Raw genomic sequence first — 17,016 nt, forward strand, 5'->3', positions numbered from 1 at the left:
GAGGAAGGTAGCAGCCGATGGAGCTGGACGGGAGGGTGGCCGTCGTCACCGGCGGCACGCGGGGCGTGGGCGCCGGAATCGCCCGCGCGTTCCTGCGGGCGGGCGCGAAGGTGGTGGTCTGCGCGCGACGGCCGCCCGAAGCGCCCGTAGCCGGGGCCGAGTTCGTGCCCCTCGACCTGCGCGATCCGGCGGCGGTGGGGGAGTTCTTCGACGGGGTCGTGGCTCGGCACGGCCGGCTGGACACCCTGGTCAACAACGCGGGCGGCACGCCGTACCGCCTCCTCGGGGAAGCAGACGCGGCCCACCACGCGCGCGTGATCGAGCTCAACCTGACCGCACCGCTGACCGCGTCGCTCGCGGCCCACGGACATCTCAGGACCACCCGCGGCTCGATCGTGATGATCGGCAGCGTCAGCGGCGGCCGCCCCTCGCCCGGCACGGCCGCGTACGGGGCGGCGAAAGCCGGACTGGAGAGCCTGGCCCGCTCCATGGCCGTGGAGTGGGCACCCGAGGTGCGGGTGAACACCCTGGTCCTCGGCATGGTCCGCACCGAACTGTCCCCTCTGCACTACGGGGACGAGGAGGGCATCGCCGCGGTCGGCCGCACGGTCCCGCTGGGGCGGCTGGCCGAGCCTTCCGAGATCGGTGACGCGGCCGTGTTCCTCGCTTCTCGCCGGGCGGCGTATGTCAGCGGCGCCTCGCTTCTGGTGCACGGCGGCGGGGAGCGCCCCGCCTTCCTCGATGCCGCAACTGTCAACAAGGAGACATGAGATGACGGGCAGTGCCATTCCGGGGGACAACCCCCGCACCCCCGGCAGGAACATCTGCGACGGGCGGGTGGTGATCGTGACGGGTGCGGGGCGCGGACTCGGGCGGGCCCACGCGCTCGCCTTCGCCGCCGAAGGCGCCAAGGTCGTCGTCAACGACCTGGGTGTCGGCCTCGACGGGGAAGGCGGATCGAGCGGACCGGCACGGCAGGTCGTCGAGGAGATCGAATCGCTCGGCGGCCGGGCCGTGGCGCACGGCGGTGACGTCGCGACGAGCGAGGGCGCGGCCTCTCTCGTCAGCGCCGCGCTGGAGGCCTACGGACGGCTCGACACCCTGGTCAACAACGCGGGCTTCCTGCGCGACCGGATGCTCGTCAACCTCGACGAGGACGACTGGGACGCCGTGATACGCGTCCATCTGAAGGGCCACTTCCTGCCGCTCAAGCACGCCGCAGCGCACTGGCGCTCCGAGGCCAAGGCCGGGCGGCCGGTGGCGGCACGCGTCGTCAACACCACGTCCGGGGCAGGGCTGTTGGGCAGCGTCGGCCAGGGCAACTACGCGGCGGCCAAGGCCGGGATCATCGGCCTGACCCTGGTCGCGGCGGCGGAGATGGGCCGCTACGGCGTCCAGGTCAACGCCATCGCCCCGGCGGCCCGCACCCGGATGACCGAGGAGACCTTCGCCGGTCTCTCCGCCCTGCCCGAGGATGTCTCGCCGCTCGTCGTCTGGCTCGGCTCCCCGGCCAGTTCGGGCGTGACCGGCCGTGTCTTCGAGGCCGAGGCGGGCCGTATCACCGTCATGGAGGGCTGGCGGCCCGGCCCCACGGCCGACAGGGGAGCGCGCTGGAGTCCTGCCGAAGCGGGCGAAGCCGCGCTGAAGCTGCTGGCCGAGGCCGAGCCTCCGGGACTTGTGTACGGCGTGCGGTAACCACGCGGACAGATCGTGAAGGCAGGAGTCCGCCGGTTCTTTGGCCGGTTAACTCCCGGGAAATTCCCCCCAGTTGGCGTTGACGCGTCAAGGTCTACGCGCATCAATGGTCCGTATGCGAATCCCCCCACGAATCGCCACCCTCGGTGGCATCGCTGTCCTCGCCTCCACCCTCCTCATCGGCGGACAGGCCACGGCCACCCCCTTGGCCACGCTTCCCCCCACGACCGCCGCCGACATCGGTCACATCTGCTACTCCGACCTTCCCTCCCAGGCGCACGACACCCTCGACCTGATCGAGCAGGGCGGGCCGTTCCCGTACAAGCAGGACGGCACCGTCTTCTCCAACCGTGAAGACGTCCTGCCCTCGCACTCCTCCGGCTACTACCACGAGTACACGGTCATCACCCCGGGCTCCCCGAACCGCGGCGCCCGCCGCATCGTCACGGGCAGCGCGGCCCAGGAGGACTACTACACCGCCGACCACTACGCCTCGTTCGACCTCGTCGACCACCGCTGCTGAGCCGGTATCCTCCGCCCCGTGACCAGGACCTATGCAATCGACGGGGCGGAGGTCACCGACCTCGACGCCTTCTGGCGGGTGATCGGCGAAGCCGTGAACGGGCCCGGCGGCTACTTCGGCCGCAATCTCGACTCCTTCGCCGACTGCCTCAGCGGCGGCATGGGGGCACCGGACGACGGCGACTTCGTCATCGAGTGGCACGACCACGAACGCTCCCGTACGGCGCTCGGCCGGGACGAGACCGTACGACAGCTTGAGCTGCGGCTGGCGCGGTGCCATCCGACCAACAGGGCCTTTGTCCAAGAGCAGTTGGAGCAGGCGAGGGACGGCATCGGCACGACCGTCTTCGACTGGCTGGTGGAGATCATGGAGGAGCGGGCGCCCGGCGCTCTCCGTCTGATGTGAGCACTTTCGGCGAGCGCGATCAGCGGTAGCGCGGAGAAGTGTGCTCCAACCGCCGCCTGAGCCTGTCGTCGTGTATGTGCCGCACGGCTTCCGCGGCCGCCTCGCGCGCGTACCCGTCCGGGTCCGCGTCCGCGAGAATCCGCGCCAAGGTCGCTTCCGCACGCGGATCCTGACGGATCGCCAGCCCACGGGCCGCCTCGGCCGCCGTATCCACATCGCTGTCCGTGAGCCGCGCCGCCAGCGCCTCCCGGATCTCCTTCGTATCGGCTTCCACGTCCGCGAGCGCCGTCGTCGCCCAATCCCTGACATGGGGGTCCACGTCCCGGCTCAGCGTGATCAGCGTCCCGATGCCCTCGGCGTGATCGCCGGGGACGAGCCCGAACAGCGAGAGCGCCACCTGATTGCGCACCTCCGCGTCCGGATGCCCGGCATGCCGCAGGATCTCCGGCAGGGCGGCCGGATCCCCGTGGTGCCCGAGCCCGAGGACGACCGCCTGGATCAGCTCCGGCTCCCGTGCCTCCCGGGACAGCTCGCGCAGCAGTGGCAGCGAGCGGGCCGCGAACGGGCGCAAGCCCTCCTCCCCGAAGCCCAGTTGAGCCAGCACGTCCGCCGCGAAGGCCTGGCGCAGCGGATCGTCGCTCGCACACCAGGCGGCCGCCGCCTGGAAGGTCTCCTCGCCGCCGCGGCCCCACAGCGCCATCACCGACTCGACCCAGTCGTCCTGTCCGGGATCGCCGCAGCGCAGGGCCCGCTCGGCCAGCTCCTCGTACGGCGTCCGGATCCCCAGCTGCCCCTCGAGCAGCGTCACGATCGCCGGGTGGCCGGTCTGCTGCTCACTGCCCGCCCTCGGTGCGCCGTCCAGGAGCAGCTCGACGACGACGGTCACCCCGCCGTCCTCCTCGATCCGGCGCGCCACCGTCTCGTACTCCTCGCCCTTTCCGTACGCGCTGAGCAGCCCCGCGCGCAGTTCGCTCTCCACATCCCGCGCGAGCCACTGCCGGGCCTCCGCGAGCGCCGCCTCCTTGGCCTTGGCACCGTGCCGCAGCAGGGCCCGCACGGTCGAGGGGGAGCCGCGGCGTGCGGCGAGCACCAGCGGCCGCTCGCCGCCGGGTCCCTCCAGATCGGGGTCGGCGCCGTACTCCAGCAGGGCCTCGGCCGTCGCGGCGTGCCCCAGCGTCACCGCCCAGCGCAGTGCCGTGAAGCCGTACGCCTCCGGCTGGTCGGGCCGGGCGCCCGCGGCCAGCAGCGCCCGCACCACTTCGGTGTGCCCGCCGACCGCGGCCCCGCACAGCGGCAGATCCCCGCCCTCGGGGCCCGAGCCACGCCCCGGGTCGGCGCCCGCGGCCAGCAGCAGCCGCACGATGCCCGCTTCGTCGCTCACCGCCGCCCGGTAGAGCGGAGTCTGCCCGTCCGTGTCGGTCAGGTCAGCGGGGACCTTGGCGCGCAGCAGTGCCACGACGGCGTCCTGCGCGCCGCTGTACACCGCTTCGAACATCTCGCGGGCGCCCGCCGTCGGCTCTTTCGTCATATTTCGAGCCTACGGAAGGTCGGTCAGGTGTCGCATTCGAGAATCGTGCGGCACAGCCCGCAGCGGGCCCGTACCCGCCCGCGCACGGGAACACGGATGCGCTGGTGGCAGGTGGGGCAGGGGAAGGAGACGCGCAGCCCGTCCGGCCCGTGCTCGAAGGCGTACGCGGACGACTCGGCCTCGGGGGAGGGGGCGGCGGCCCGTGCCGGGTGCTCCTGGGCGAGGCGGCGCTCCTTGGCATAGCGGTGGCGTCCCGTCCACCCGGCCGTGGTCAGCGGCGGCTGCTGGGCATCGCGCAGGGCCATGGCGCGGCCCTTGGTGTACGCGGTGTAACCCTGCGGGCTGGTGAACCAGGGCGAGGGGTCCTCGCCGAAGGCGATCGCCCGCTTGGCCAGGACGTACCCGAACTCCTCGGGGGTGAGATAGCCCAGCTTCTGGCTGGAGACGCCGTCCTCCCGGAAGGCGTCGAGCAGCAGCCAGCCCGCGCCGAGATACGTGGTCGCGGTGTCGGTGAGGATCTCGTTGTCGCGGGTGCCGGGGAAGGCCAGGTCGAGCCGGTGCAGCAGCACATGCATGATCTCGTGGGCGAGAGCCGCCCCGATGTCTCGGCGATGCGTGCGGAAGCGGTCGTTCAGCTCGATGAAGTACTCCGGACCCCCGACGAGTTCGACGCTCGCGGCATGGTGCATCTCGCGGAAGCTCACGACCATCCGGGCGTCCGGCAGCCGCAGATGCTGTACCAGCGCATGGGCGACGCGCTGGGCGCCGAGGTGGAGATCGTCCTGGTCGGCGAAGGCGACATCGGCCGGCAGCACGCTGGGCGCGTAGGAGTGCACACCGTCGGGCGAGATCCGCTTGTACAGAGCGGTGATCGCCGCCCGCACGGTGTCGAGGTGCGGGTAGCCGTGTACGACCTCGCTGTCCTTCGCCACCACGTCCCGTACCCCCCATGCACGACGGTCGGCCGCTTTCAACTCTACGGGCAGGCCGAGGCGAATCCCCGCTGGTGAGGCTGGCCGAAAAGTGGTCCTTGTGGCCGGGTGATCCACTCTCCATAATCCGGTTCACGCTTTGTCGGGCCCATGTCAGCGTGCCGCAATGCTGCCTGGATCCGTGCGGGCGTACATCTCAACCCCCCACGAAAGGCAGTCAGTTGAAGAAGAACATCGTTCGCGCGCTCCAGAGATGCGCCGCCGCAGGCGCCGTCGTCCTCGCCGCGATCAGCCTCCAGCCCACCTCGGCCTCGGCCGCCACCCCGCCCGTCGTCGGCGGCACCCGCGCCGCCCAGGGCGAGTTCCCGTTCATGGTCCGGCTCTCCATGGGCTGCGGCGGCGCGCTCTACACCAAGCAGATCGTGCTCACCGCCGCGCACTGTGTGAGCGGCTCCGGCAACAACACCAGCATCACCGCGACCGCGGGCGTCGTCGACCTGCAGAGCTCCAGCGCCATCAAGGTCAAGTCGACCAAGGTCCTCCAGGCCCCCGGCTACAACGGCACCGGCAAGGACTGGGCGCTGATCAAGCTCGCCAAGCCGATCGACCTGCCCACCCTCAAGATCGCCGACACCAAGGCCTTCGACAACGGCACCTTCACGGTCGCCGGCTGGGGTGCGGCCCGCGAGGGCGGCGGCCAGCAGCGCTACCTCCTCAAGGCCCAGGTGCCCTTCGTCTCCGACGCCGGCTGCAAGCAGGCGTACCCCGAGCTCGTGGCAGGCGAGGAGATCTGCGCCGGGTTCCAGCAGGGCGGCGTCGACACCTGCCAGGGTGACTCCGGCGGCCCGATGTTCCGCAAGGACAACAACAACGCGTGGATCCAGGTCGGCATCGTCAGCTGGGGCGAGGGCTGCGCACGGCCCAACTACCCGGGTGTCTACACCGAGGTGTCCACCTTCGCGGCCGCCATCAAGTCCGCGGCGGCCAGGCTTTAGCAGCGGGATCTTCAGCACGTGAGAGGTGAGGGGCAGGTGCTGGGCGGGTTGGTCCAGCACCTGCCCCTTCAGGGGGCAGGACTTAGCCCAGCCACAACGACCCCCCCGCCCCCTCCATCTCCAGCACCCACACCTCGTTCGCCCCTTCCCGCAGCACCGGCCCCGGCACGAACAGTGACCGCTGCGGCCCCACCGCCCAGTACCGCCCCACGCAGAAGCCGTTCACCCACACGAACCCCCGCGTCCAGCCGGGGAGTTCGAGCCTCGCATCCCCCGCAGCGGCCGCTTCGAACGAGCCCCGGTAAAGGCCCGCCGCACCGCCCTCGGGCGCACGGAAGGGCACCTTCTCCACCGCCGCCGACTCGAACGCGGCCAGCCGCAGCCCCCGCGCCCGTACGCCGTGCAGATACTGCCGCTCGTGCAGCACCCCGCCCGCGATGCCCTTGGACTCGCCCGTCCGCGGCCCGTAGTTGACGCGACCGAGCGACTCCACCCACAGCTCGACCGACGCGGGACCGGCCACCGGCTCCGCCAGGGCCTCGTACTCGCCGCTCAGTACGCCCGCAGCGACCCCGTCCACGTACACGACGGCCCGGTCCCGCAGGCCCGCGACGCTCAGCGGAAACGGCCGGCGCGGGCCCGGCACAGCCACCTGGTAGCGGACCAGACCGCGGTCCACGCCCAGTTCCTCGAAGGTGGGCGGCACGGGAGCCTCCACCTCGTCGTCGCCGAGCGCCTCCAGCACATCATCGAGCGGCGCCCACGAGCGCAGGTCCGCACGCAGCCGTGCCCCCAGGACGGCGGGCTCGGGCGGCAGTTCGGGCAGCGGTCCGTCGTGATGGCGCGCCAGGATCTCGCGGAGATGGAAGAACTTCTCGGTGGGACACCCGGCCTCGTCGATCGGCGCGTCGTAGTCGTAGGAGGTGACGGTCGGCTCCAGTTCGAGGTCCTGGAGATCGCCCGTGCGGTTCGCCCCCGCCCAGCCCGCGAAATTCGTTCCGCCGTGCGCCATGTACACATTCACCGACGCGCCCGCGTCGAGGATCTCCCGCAGCGCGGCCGCCGCGTCCGCGGGCCGGCGCTCGACATGGTCGTCGCCCCAGTGATCGAACCAGCCGCACCAGAACTCCATGCACATCAGTGGTCCGGCCGGCTGATGACGGCGCAGCGTGGCGAAGGCCTCCCGGGCCCCGGACCCGAAGTTCACCGTCGCGAGCACGCCCGGCACCGAGCCGCCGGTGAGCATATGGTCCTCGGGCCCGTCGGAGGTGACCAGCGGCACGCTCACCCCGCAGCCCCTCAGCAGGTCCACGAGATGGCGCAGATAGTTCTGGTCGGAGCCGTAACTGCCGTACTCGTTCTCGGCCTGCACCATGATCACCGGGCCGCCGAGCGTGATCTGCCGCTCCACGACCTGCGGCAGGAGCCTGGTGAACCAGCGCTCCACATGCCCCAGATACTCGGCGTCCTCCGTGCGCACCCGCCGTCCGAGCCGCCCGGTCAGCCAGTGCGGCAGCCCGCCGTTCTCCCACTCGGCGCAGATGTACGGACCCGGCCGCACGATCGCCCACAGTCCCGCCCTGCGCGCGGCGTCCAGGAAACGGCCCAGCGCGTCCGCGTCGGCATACCGGCCGGGCTCCGGCTCGTGAAGGTTCCAGGGGACGTAAGTCTCGACGCAGTTGAGGCCCATCGCCCGCAGCATCGCCAGCCGGTGGTCCCAGTGCTCCTCGTGCACCCGGAAGTAGTGCAGCGCGCCCGACAACAGCCGTACGGGCCGCCCGTCCATCAGGAAGTCCGTATCACCCACCGTGAACTCAGCCACGTATCGCCCCTCACCTAGGCCCCGTCCGGCCGATCTTGCCGGGCTCGCGTGCCCTGGCACGCGCATCTGCTGCGTTGTCGTCAGTCGCCGACGCTCGCGTCGGCTCTCCCCCTGCCTTCGGCGGGGGGACCCCCATCCTCCGGCCTGCAGCTGCACGCACCAGACCCCGCTCCCTGACCCGGCCTGATCGACCGGACAGGACCTGGTCACGTACCGCGACCAACCATCGCCCCCTGGCGGCGAGCCGGTCCATGGACAAAGATCGGCGCTGTTTGGACGCAACTCAGGCACCCGGAGCCCGGGGAAGGGGAGAGAAGCGGATGTACCACACCTGGATGCGCTATTTCACCCCGAGCCCGGTTCATCACCGCCTCGGCCTGGCCTGCCTCGGTGTCGGCCTCCAGCACGGCGTCCTGCCCACCGTCGGACCCCGCACCCTGGACCACCATGTCGCCGTCGTGATCAGCGCGGGCAGCGGCTGGTTCCGCGCTCCCGACGGGCGCCGCACCACTGTCACGGCGCCCGCGCTGATCTGGCTCACCCCCGGCGTCCCGCACCACTACGGCCCCGATCCGGCCGGCGGCTGGGACGAGAGCTTCGTCGACTTCACCGGACCCGCCACCGCCACCTACACCGAACTGGGCTACATAGAGCCCGAGCGGCCCGTGGTCCCCCTCTCCGACGCCGCGGGCGCCCGCGCCGCCGTCGGCCGCATCGCCCGAGCCGCGCGCCGCGGCAACCCGCTCCTGGAGGTCGAGACCGGCGCCGCCGTCCACGAACTGCTCGTCGCCCTGCGCCGCGCCCGCGCCGACACCAACGCCGAGGGCGACCCCGTGCTCACCGCGCTGGCCCGCGACGCCTTCCGGCCGCTTTCCGTCGCCGAGCACGCGGCCCGGCACGGCATGACCCCCGCCGAACTGCGCACCGCCGTGCGCCGCGGCGCGGGCTGCAGCCCCAAGGACTACCTCCTCGGCATCCGCCTCGGCCGGGCCAAGGAACTGCTCGCCGCCACCGAACTCCCCGTCGCCGCGGTCGCCCGACGCGTCGGCTACGAGGACCCGGCGTACTTCTCCCGCCTCTTCACCCGCCGCGTCGGAACCGCGCCCATCCGCTTCCGCGAGCAGCAGGGCCGCAGCGTCCCCGGCGGCTGGAGCAACCAGATCCCGGACCCCGAGCACCCGCCGACGATCACCACCTGATCACCTGGTGACCACCAGGTGATCGCCACGTGATCGGCGCCTGCCCGCCCACGTAAGCTCGATGACCATGACCACGAGGGACATCGACGAGGGCGTACGCGCCGAACTGAACCGTCTGCGCGAAAGCATCGACAACATCGACGCGGCGGTCGTCCATATGCTCGCGGAGCGCTTCAAATGCACTCAGCAGGTCGGCCACCTCAAGGCCCAGCACCATCTGCCGCCCGCCGACCCGGACCGTGAGTCCCGCCAGATCGAGCGGCTGAGGCAGCTCGCCGAGAGCGCGAAACTGGACCCCGCCTTCGCGGAGAAACTGCTCAACTTCATCATCGCCGAGGTGATCCGGCACCACGAGACGATCGCGGCCGGTCCGCCCCCTTCGTCCGACTCCTGAGCCACCCCCTAGCCCCGTGCGCTGACGGCGAAACCGATACCCCGTGTGCGGGGCAGGTCCCATCAGGCAGCATGGCTCCATGCCCGTATTGACGCGCGACGAAGCGCAGACCCGAGCCCAGCTCCTCGACGTCCACCGCTACACGGTCGACCTCGATCTCACCGGCGGGGAAGAGACCTTCGACTCCCGGACCGTCATCCACTTCACGGCCCGTGCCACCGGGGACACTTTCGTCGAGCTCAAGCCGGCCGTCCTGCGCTCCGTCACCCTCGACGGACAGCCCATAGACCCAGAGTCACTCGTCGAGAACCGGCTCGCGCTCACCGGTCTGAGCGCCGGAGAGCACGAGCTGCACGTCGATGCCCAGATGCGCTACTCCCGCACCGGCGAGGGCATGCACCGCTTCACCGACCCCACCGACGGTGAGGTCTACGTCTACACCCAGCTGTTCATGGAGGACGTCCAGCGCGTCTTCGCCGCCTTCGACCAGCCCGACCTCAAGGCCGTCTTCGAGCTCTCCGTCACCGCCCCCGAGGGCTGGACCGTCCTCGGCAACGGCATCGCCACGCACCAGGGCGACGGCAAGTGGACCTGCGCCCCCACCCAGCCGCTCGCCACCTACTTCGCGGCCGTGGCCGCCGGCCCCTGGCACTCCGTGCACACCGAGCACGCCGGACTGCCCTTCGGCCTCCACTGCCGCCGCTCGCTCGCCCCGTACCTGGACGCCGACGCCGACGAGATCCTCGAGATCACCCGCCAGTGCTACGACCGGTACCACGAGAAGTTCGAGGAGCCCTACCCCTTCGACTCCTACGACCAGGCCTTCGTGCCCGAGTTCAACGCCGGCGCGATGGAGAACCCGGGCCTGGTCACCTTCCGTGACGAGTTCATCTACCGCTCCGCCGTCACCGACACCGAGCGGCAGACCCGCGCCATGGTCATCGCCCACGAGATGGCCCACATGTGGTTCGGCGATCTCGTCACCCTCAGGTGGTGGGACGACATCTGGCTGAACGAGTCCTTCGCCGAGTACATGGGCTACCAGACCCTCACCGAGGCCACCCGCTTCACCGACACCTGGGTCGACTTCGGCATAGGCCGCAAGTCCTGGGGCTACGACGCCGACCAGCGGCCCTCCACCCACCCCGTCGCCCCCGACCCGGACGCCGTCCCCGACACCGCGTCCGCGATGCTCAACTTCGACGGCATCTCCTACGCCAAGGGCGCCTCCGCCCTGCGCCAGCTGGTGACCTGGCTGGGCGAGAAGGACTTCCTGGCCGGCATCAACACCCACTTCGCCCGGCACAAGTTCGGCAATGCCACCCTCGCCGACTTCATCGACTCGCTGGCGGGCGCCACGGACCGCGACGTGCCCGGCTGGGCGGAGTCCTGGCTGCGTACGACCGGCGTCGACACCCTCACCCCGACCGTCTCCGAGTCCGAGGGCACCTGGTCGCTCAAGGTCGCCCGCGACGGCAGCCGCCCGCACCGCATCGCCGTCGGCGCGTACGACACCGACCCCGTGCACACCGGCCGGCTCGTGCTGCGCTACCGCCTCGAACTGGACATCCCGCAGAACGGCAGCGGCCCCCACCCCGGCCGCCGCCCGGCCCTCGTCGTCCTCAACGACGGCGACGCCAGCTACGCCAAGGTCCGACTCGACGCCACCTCCTGGGACACCGCCGTACGCTCCCTCTCCGGCATCCCGGACCCGCTGACCCGCACCGTCGTCTGGAACGCCGCCCGCGACATGGTCCGCGACGGCGAACTCGCCCCCGTCGCCTACCTGGAGGCCGCCCGCGCCCACCTCCCGCACGAAACGGACCTCGCCGTCGTCCAGGGCGTCCTCGCCTTCGCCGCGACCCAGCTCGCCGACCGCTACCTCCCCGCCGACGAGCGGCCCGCCGCGCTCGGCGCGATCCGGGGCATCTGCCGCGATCTGCTGCGCCGCACCGAGGACGGCAGCGAGCCCGGCCTGCGGCTGACCGCCGTACGCCACTACATCGACGCGGCCGCGCAGCCGGAGACGCTCCAGGAGTGGATCGGCGACGGCAGCGTCCCCGGCGGTCCCGAGCTCGACCCCGAGCTGCGCTGGCGGATCCTGTACCGGCTCGCCGTCCTCGGCGCGAGCGACGACGCGGCGATCGCGGCCGAACTGGACCGCGACCCCAGCGCCACCGGCCAGGAGGGCGCGGCCCGTTGCCGCGCCGCGCTGCCCACGGCCGAGGCGAAGGCGGCGGCCTGGCAGCGGCTGTTCACCACCGACTCGCTGTCCAACTACCTGTTCACCGCCACGGCGCAGGGCTTCTGGCAGCCCGAACAGGCCGATCTGGTACGGGAGTACGTCGCCCGCTACTACCCGGACTCGGTGGCCCTCGCCGCCCGCCGCGGCCCGGCCATCGCGGAGGCCGCGGGCCGCTACGCCTTTCCGCTCCACGCGGTGGACGAAGAGGCGCTGACCCTGGGCGAGGAGTGCCTGCGCAACACGGACATGCTCCCGGCCCTGCGCCGCAAACTGGTCGACCAACTGGACGACCTGCGCCGCGCGCTGTCGGTGCGAGCAGGCTAGCCGGGGGCGCTGCCCCCGGCCCCCCGCGCCTCAATCGCCGGCGAGGCTGGATTTCGCGCCCGGGACCACGCCTCAAACTCCCCCAGACTTCGTCCGGGGGGACCCCCACGGGGCTGGATGTGCGGCTGGGCCGCACATCTCAGCCCCTCCGGCGTTTGAGGAGCGGGGTCTGGGGCGGAGCCCCAGTTCGGGAAGGGGCGGGTCGGGGCTGTATCGATGTGTGGCTCCGCCGCGTGGGCCCGCCGCAGGCGCACCCTCCCGCACCCCCACCCACCAATACCCCTTTCGCGTCCGGATCGTTGAGCAATGCGCGCACCCCGCCCCCGCGCTCACCGAAGGACCCGCATGAGTACGCCGCCGCCCGGCCGCCCCGCCCTCGCCGGAGGTACCGCAGGCCCCGACGCCCTGCGGCCCCTGCTCGCCGTCGTGCTCGACGCGCTCCGCGACGGCGCGGCCGCCCGCGGCGGCCCGCTGCCGAGCGGCGGCCCGGACGGCGTCGCCGCCCGGGTGCGCGAGGCCGTCGAGCCCGTGCTCCCCGACCACGGCACCGGCGCCGACGAGGCGCTGCGCACCCTCGTCCGCACCCTCGCCCACGGCGCCGCAGACCCCGCCGACCCCCTGTGCGCAGCCCACCTGCACACCTCCCCCCTCGCGCTCGCCGTCGCCGCCGATCTCGCCGCGTCCGCGCTCAACCCGTCCCTGGACTCCTGGGACCAGGCCCCGGCCGCGTCCGAGCTGGAAGCCCTGGTGAGCAGGGCACTGGCCGAGGAGGTCTACCCGCACGCTCAGGACCCGGACGCCCTGGTCACCACCGGCGGTACCGAGTCCAATCTGCTCGGCCTGCTCCTCGCCCGCGAACGCCACGGCGCGGTCCAGGTGATCTGCGGGTCCGCCGCCCACCACTCACTGCACCGCGCCGCCTGGCTGCTCGGCCTGCCCGAGCCGGTGACCGTACCCTCGCCCGCGGGCATCCTGGATCTGGCCGCACTCGACGAGGCCCTCACCGATCTGCCGGGCCCGCGCCTCGTCGCGGCGAGCGCCGGGACCACCGACACCGGGCAGATCGACCCACTGTCCGAGATCGCCGACCTGTGCGACCGCCACGGCACGGAGCTCCACGTCGACGCCGCGTACGGCGGACCGCTCCTGTTCAGCGAGCAGCACCGCTGCAAGCTGAACGGCCTCGACCGCGCCCACTCCGTCACCCTCGATCTGCACAAACTGGGCTGGCAGCCGGTCGCCGCCGGCCTGCTCGCCGTCCCGGACCGGACACTCCTCGCACCGCTCGCCGTCCGCGCCGACTATCTCAACGCCGACGACGACACCGAAGCGGGCATGCCCGATCTGCTCGGCCGCTCCCTGCGTACGACCCGCCGCCCCGACATCCTCAAGGTCGCCGTCACCCTCCGGGCGCTCGGCCGCACCGGCCTGGCCGCGCTCGTCGACCGCACCTGCGAGGCCGCCGGACAGCTCGCGGACCTGATCGAGAAGCAACCGCAACTTCAGCTGTACGAACGCCCCACCCTCACCACCGTCCTGTTCCGGCCCGCAGCGGCCACCGACGAACAGACCGCAGCCATCCGCCGCACCCTTCTCACCACGGGCCGCGCCGTCCTCGGCCGGGCCCGCGCGGACGGCCGCCTCTGGCTCAAGGCCACCCTCCTCAACCCCCACGCCACCCGTGGCGACCTGACCGCTCTGATCCAAGAAGTCCTGATCGAACTCGTGGAAGGCACCCCCCGATGACCGGCACGCCCGCACCAGAACAGGACCAGCCCCACGACCTCGTGGGCATCGGCATCGGCCCCCTCAACCTCTCCCTCGCCGCGCTCGCCCACGGCGTCCCCGGCGGCCTCGCCACGGCCTTCTACGAGCAGCGGCCCGCCTTCGCCTGGCACCCCGGCCTGCTGATCGAGGGCACCACGCTCCAAGTCCCGTTCCTCGCCGACCTGGTGACCCTCGCCGACCCGGCCAGCCCCTGGTCGTTCCTGAACTATCTGCGCTCCCGGGACCGGCTCTTCCCCTTCTACTTCGCCGAACGGTTCCACATCCAGCGCGCCGAGTACGACGCGTACTGCCGCTGGGTCAGCGACAGTCTGCCCGGGCTGCACTTCGGCCATCAGGTCGACGCCGTCCGCTGGAACCCCGAACGGGACCTCTTCGAAGTGGACTTCACCCAGCTCGACACCGAGGGCGAGGCGGAGGCCCTGGGCCGCGCATACGCACGGCACCTCGTGCTCGGCGTCGGCACCGAGCCGTACGTCCCCGAGCCGCTGCGGCCGCTCGCCGAGGCCCCCGCCGTCCCCGTGATCCACTCCGCGGACTATCTCGGCAACCGCGAACGGCTGCTGGCCGCCGAGCACATCACCGTCATCGGCTCCGGCCAGTCCGGCGCGGAGGTCTTCCTCGACCTGCTGCGGGCCCGGCCGGCCGGGGCCGAGAGGATCCACTGGCTGGCCCGTACGGAAGCCTTCGCGCCGATGGAGTACTCCAAACTCGGCCTGGAGCACTTCACCCCCGACTACACCCGCTACTTCCACGCACTGCCCGAGCAGACCCGCGACGCCCTCGTCCCGCGCCAGTGGCAGCTCCACAAGGGCATCGACGCCGACACCATCGCCGCCATCCACGAAGAGCTCTACCGCCGCACCCTGCACGGCGGCTGGCCCGACGCCGTCCTCACCCCCGGAGTCACCGTGCGCACCGCGGGCCGCGTCGGCACCACCAAGGTCGAGCTGCATCTGGAACACGCCCAGCAGGGCACCCGCTCCCGGCTCACCACCCACGCCGTGGTGCTGGCCACCGGCTACCGCGAGCGGCCGCTCGACCGGATGCTGGCCGGCCTCGACCCGCACATGCGCCGCGACGCCTCCGGCCGCCCCCGCGTCGACGACCGGTTCCGGCTGCTCCTGGACCCCCCGGTGACCGGCTCGGTCTACGTACAGAACGCCGAGCGCCACACACACGGCGTCGGCGCGCCCGACCTCGGCCTCGCCGCCTGGCGCAGCGCCGCCATCCTCAACTCCCTCACCGGCGAGGAGCACTACCCGCTGCCGCGCCGCACCGCCTTCACCAGCTTCGGCCTGAAACGCGAACAGGCCCGCCCGGCGTACGCGCCGGCGAGCCTGCTCCCCCTGGTGGACCACGCCTGATCAGAAGACCGGCGTACCCTCACGGGTCAGCTTCCAGCCCACCGTGGCGAACTGCGCCGGGTCGACCGTGCCCTTCGCCTTCACCCAGTTGATGATCGTGTTGCGGATCTCCTCCGAATTCGCCCACAGCTGCTGGGAGCGCGCGACATGCGGGAAGTTCCCGCCGCCGCTGGCCCGGTAGTTGTTGACGGCCAGCACGAACTGCGCGGCCGGATCGATCGGCTTGCCGTCGAAGGACAGCTTCGCGATCCGCGAACCGGCCGGCTTGGCGATGTCGATCTCGTACGTGACACCCGAGAGCGCGTCGTAGTTGTAGTCCGGGGTGTTGTCCGCGTTGGTCAGCTTGGCGGTGTCTACCGGAGCGCCCGCCGGTGTCTGCACGAAGTAGCGCGCCGAGAACTCCAGATAGTCCTTGATCTGCGCGCCGGTCAGCAGACGGGCCTCAAGAGTGTTCTCGAAGACATAGAGCCCCGCCGCGTCCCTGATGGTCACCTGGCCCGCCGGGATGGCGGCCGTACGTGAGAAGCAGGAGGCCTGCGAGAGGACGGGCAGCGCGGCGTACTGTCCGCCGGCCAGCGCCCCCTTCACCGTCTCCGCCTGGACGTGGTTGATCAGGTCGATGATCGGCTCGTCCTTCCACGGCGCGTCGGCCGTGGTCATGCCGGCCGTGGAGGTGCCGATGACCTGGTTGACGTAGGCCACGACCTTCTTGTGCTCGTCGCCGAGCAGCCGGGTGATCTTGGGGTCCTCGTCGGCCGTATTGGAGTTGAGGACCTGCGCGCCGACCTTCTCGACCGCCCAGCGGCCCTTCTCCCACACAAGGTCGAAGTCGAACAGGGTCAGCCGCTGGCCCCACTTGAGCGGCTCGGAGAGCACGACCTTCTGGCCGGTCTCCTTGTTGGCGACGAAGTACTCGGCGATCTCGGTGTGCGCGTGGCCGACGAGTATCGCGTCGATGCCGGGCACCTGCTCGGCCACCAGACCCGCGGCGTTCTCGATGTACGGGAGCTGGTCGCCGTAGGAGGACGTGCCACTCGAACCCGAGTGCGCCGAGACGATCACGACGTCCGCGCCCATGGACCGCAGCTTCGGCACCCACTTCGCGGCCTGCTCCTCAAGGCCCGGGAAGACCATCTTGCCCTGGACGTTGGCCTTGTCCCAGATGGCGATGCCGGGGTTGGTCAGACCCAGCACCGCGACCTTGACGTCACGGCCGTGCGGGGTGCACAGACGGTGGATGCTGTACGGCGCGAAGGCCGGGCGGAGCGTCTTGGCGTCCAGCGCGTTCGCGCCGAGCAGCGGGAAGTCGCACTGCTCCTCGAACTTGCGCAGCACGGGGATGCCGTAGTTGAACTCGTGGTTGCCGAGTGCCGCGGCGTCGTACCCGATCGCGTTCATGGCCTGCGCCATGGGGTGCACGGGACCGCGCCGGGCCGTGATCGGGTCGACCTTGGCGTAGTAGTACGAGAGCTGGGTGCCCTGGATGGTGTCACCGGCGTCGATGAGGAGCGTGTTGCGCCGGCCCTTCTCCTCGCGGATCTTGCTCACCAGCGTGGAGATCTTCGCCAGGCCCACGTCGTTGTGGGTCTTGTCGTCGAACTCCTTGTCCGTGAAGTAGTCCCAGTTGAAGACATTGCCGTGCAGATCGGTGGTGCCCATGACGGTGAAGGAGTACCGCTTCGGCGGACATGTACGGCCCGTCGCCGCGGCGGGGGTGGCACTGGCTCCGGCAAGCGCGACAGCGGCGCCGGTAGCGGCGGACGTACCCAGGAACGTCCTTCGATCGAGCGGCATTTCGTCTC

General features: G+C 71.5%; 14 protein-coding genes. 10 read left to right on the forward strand and 4 right to left on the reverse strand.

All coding sequences use genetic code 11. From position 1 onward, the window contains the following. Window positions 1-17 precede the first annotated feature (17 nt). The 4 genes from OG905_RS30560 (at window position 18) to OG905_RS30575 (ending at window position 2,623) form a co-directional block, all read left to right on the forward strand. A complete protein-coding gene (locus tag OG905_RS30560; protein WP_328679014.1) occupies window positions 18-770 on the forward strand; it encodes an SDR family oxidoreductase in 753 nt (250 codons plus the stop codon). 1 nt (window position 771) lies between these two features. Then, a complete protein-coding gene (locus OG905_RS30565; RefSeq protein ID WP_328679015.1) occupies window positions 772-1,695 on the forward strand; it encodes an SDR family oxidoreductase in 924 nt (307 codons plus the stop codon). A gap of 115 nt (window positions 1,696-1,810) precedes the next feature. Further along, window positions 1,811-2,218 (forward strand): ribonuclease domain-containing protein, encoded by a 408-nt coding sequence (locus OG905_RS30570; protein ID WP_328679016.1) that lies wholly within the window; start codon window positions 1,811-1,813, stop codon window positions 2,216-2,218. 18 nt (window positions 2,219-2,236) lie between these two features. After that, window positions 2,237-2,623 carry a barstar family protein gene (locus OG905_RS30575; RefSeq protein ID WP_328679017.1) on the forward strand — a complete coding sequence of 129 codons (387 nt, stop codon included), beginning with the start codon at window positions 2,237-2,239 and terminating at the stop codon, window positions 2,621-2,623. 19 nt (window positions 2,624-2,642) lie between these two features. Here the strand turns inward: OG905_RS30575 and OG905_RS30580 are convergent, their stop codons facing one another. Further along, window positions 2,643-4,151, reverse strand: a complete 1,509-nt coding sequence (locus OG905_RS30580; RefSeq protein WP_328679018.1) for an ankyrin repeat domain-containing protein — start codon at window positions 4,149-4,151, stop codon at window positions 2,643-2,645. Between the two features lie 23 nt (window positions 4,152-4,174). Beyond that, a complete protein-coding gene (locus tag OG905_RS30585; protein ID WP_328682691.1) occupies window positions 4,175-5,083 on the reverse strand; it encodes a hypothetical protein in 909 nt (302 codons plus the stop codon). 221 nt (window positions 5,084-5,304) lie between these two features. On the opposite strand from OG905_RS30585, the gene OG905_RS30590 reads away from it, so the two are divergent. Then, window positions 5,305-6,078 (forward strand): S1 family peptidase, encoded by a 774-nt coding sequence (locus OG905_RS30590; protein ID WP_328679019.1) that lies wholly within the window; start codon window positions 5,305-5,307, stop codon window positions 6,076-6,078. Between the two features lie 82 nt (window positions 6,079-6,160). Here OG905_RS30590 and OG905_RS30595 read toward each other — a convergent pair whose 3' ends face one another. Then, the gene (locus OG905_RS30595; RefSeq protein WP_328679020.1) at window positions 6,161-7,900 is read right to left on the reverse strand and encodes a glycoside hydrolase family 35 protein; all 1,740 of its coding nucleotides are present in this window, start codon (window positions 7,898-7,900) and stop codon (window positions 6,161-6,163) included. A 320-nt stretch (window positions 7,901-8,220) separates the two neighbouring features. On the opposite strand from OG905_RS30595, the gene OG905_RS30600 reads away from it, so the two are divergent. The 5 genes from OG905_RS30600 (at window position 8,221) to OG905_RS30620 (ending at window position 15,214) form a co-directional block, all read left to right on the forward strand. Further along, entirely contained in the window at window positions 8,221-9,099 is an 879-nt protein-coding gene (locus OG905_RS30600; RefSeq protein WP_328679021.1) for a helix-turn-helix domain-containing protein, read from the forward strand. 67 nt (window positions 9,100-9,166) lie between these two features. Beyond that, on the forward strand, window positions 9,167-9,493 hold the full coding sequence (locus tag OG905_RS30605) for a chorismate mutase (RefSeq protein ID WP_328679023.1): 327 nt from the start codon (window positions 9,167-9,169) through the stop codon (window positions 9,491-9,493). A 79-nt stretch (window positions 9,494-9,572) separates the two neighbouring features. Further along, on the forward strand, window positions 9,573-12,062 hold the full coding sequence (gene pepN, locus OG905_RS30610; RefSeq protein ID WP_328679026.1) for an aminopeptidase N: 2,490 nt from the start codon (window positions 9,573-9,575) through the stop codon (window positions 12,060-12,062). Between the two features lie 345 nt (window positions 12,063-12,407). Then, window positions 12,408-13,808 (forward strand): pyridoxal phosphate-dependent decarboxylase family protein, encoded by a 1,401-nt coding sequence (locus OG905_RS30615; RefSeq protein ID WP_328679027.1) that lies wholly within the window; start codon window positions 12,408-12,410, stop codon window positions 13,806-13,808. After that, a complete protein-coding gene (locus OG905_RS30620; protein ID WP_328679028.1) occupies window positions 13,805-15,214 on the forward strand; it encodes a lysine N(6)-hydroxylase/L-ornithine N(5)-oxygenase family protein in 1,410 nt (469 codons plus the stop codon). Before OG905_RS30615 ends, OG905_RS30620 begins: the two co-directional genes overlap by 4 nt. On the opposite strand, the gene OG905_RS30625 is transcribed toward OG905_RS30620, so the two are convergent. Next, entirely contained in the window at window positions 15,215-17,008 is a 1,794-nt protein-coding gene (locus OG905_RS30625; protein ID WP_328679029.1) for a bifunctional metallophosphatase/5'-nucleotidase, read from the reverse strand. It abuts the gene before it with no gap. Window positions 17,009-17,016: the final 8 nt, after the last annotated feature.

This window comes from Streptomyces sp. NBC_00322 (assembly GCF_036147535.1).
In the GTDB taxonomy this organism is placed as follows: Bacteria; Actinomycetota; Actinomycetes; order Streptomycetales; family Streptomycetaceae; genus Streptomyces.

Excerpts from the sequence above, each read along its gene's own strand:
- pepN (WP_328679026.1), top strand. The coding sequence starts at position 9,573 with ATGCCCGTATTGACGCGCGACGAAGCGCAGACCCGAGCCCAGCTCCTC.
- OG905_RS30570 (WP_328679016.1), top strand. The coding sequence starts at position 1,811 with ATGCGAATCCCCCCACGAATCGCCACCCTCGGTGGCATCGCTGTCCTC.
- OG905_RS30580 (WP_328679018.1), bottom strand. The coding sequence starts at position 4,151 with ATGACGAAAGAGCCGACGGCGGGCGCCCGCGAGATGTTCGAAGCGGTG.
- OG905_RS30565 (WP_328679015.1), top strand. The coding sequence starts at position 772 with ATGACGGGCAGTGCCATTCCGGGGGACAACCCCCGCACCCCCGGCAGG.
- OG905_RS30560 (WP_328679014.1), top strand. The coding sequence starts at position 18 with ATGGAGCTGGACGGGAGGGTGGCCGTCGTCACCGGCGGCACGCGGGGC.
- OG905_RS30625 (WP_328679029.1), bottom strand. The coding sequence starts at position 17,008 with ATGCCGCTCGATCGAAGGACGTTCCTGGGTACGTCCGCCGCTACCGGC.
- OG905_RS30620 (WP_328679028.1), top strand. The coding sequence starts at position 13,805 with ATGACCGGCACGCCCGCACCAGAACAGGACCAGCCCCACGACCTCGTG.
- OG905_RS30600 (WP_328679021.1), top strand. The coding sequence starts at position 8,221 with ATGTACCACACCTGGATGCGCTATTTCACCCCGAGCCCGGTTCATCAC.
- OG905_RS30615 (WP_328679027.1), top strand. The coding sequence starts at position 12,408 with ATGAGTACGCCGCCGCCCGGCCGCCCCGCCCTCGCCGGAGGTACCGCA.
- OG905_RS30605 (WP_328679023.1), top strand. The coding sequence starts at position 9,167 with ATGACCACGAGGGACATCGACGAGGGCGTACGCGCCGAACTGAACCGT.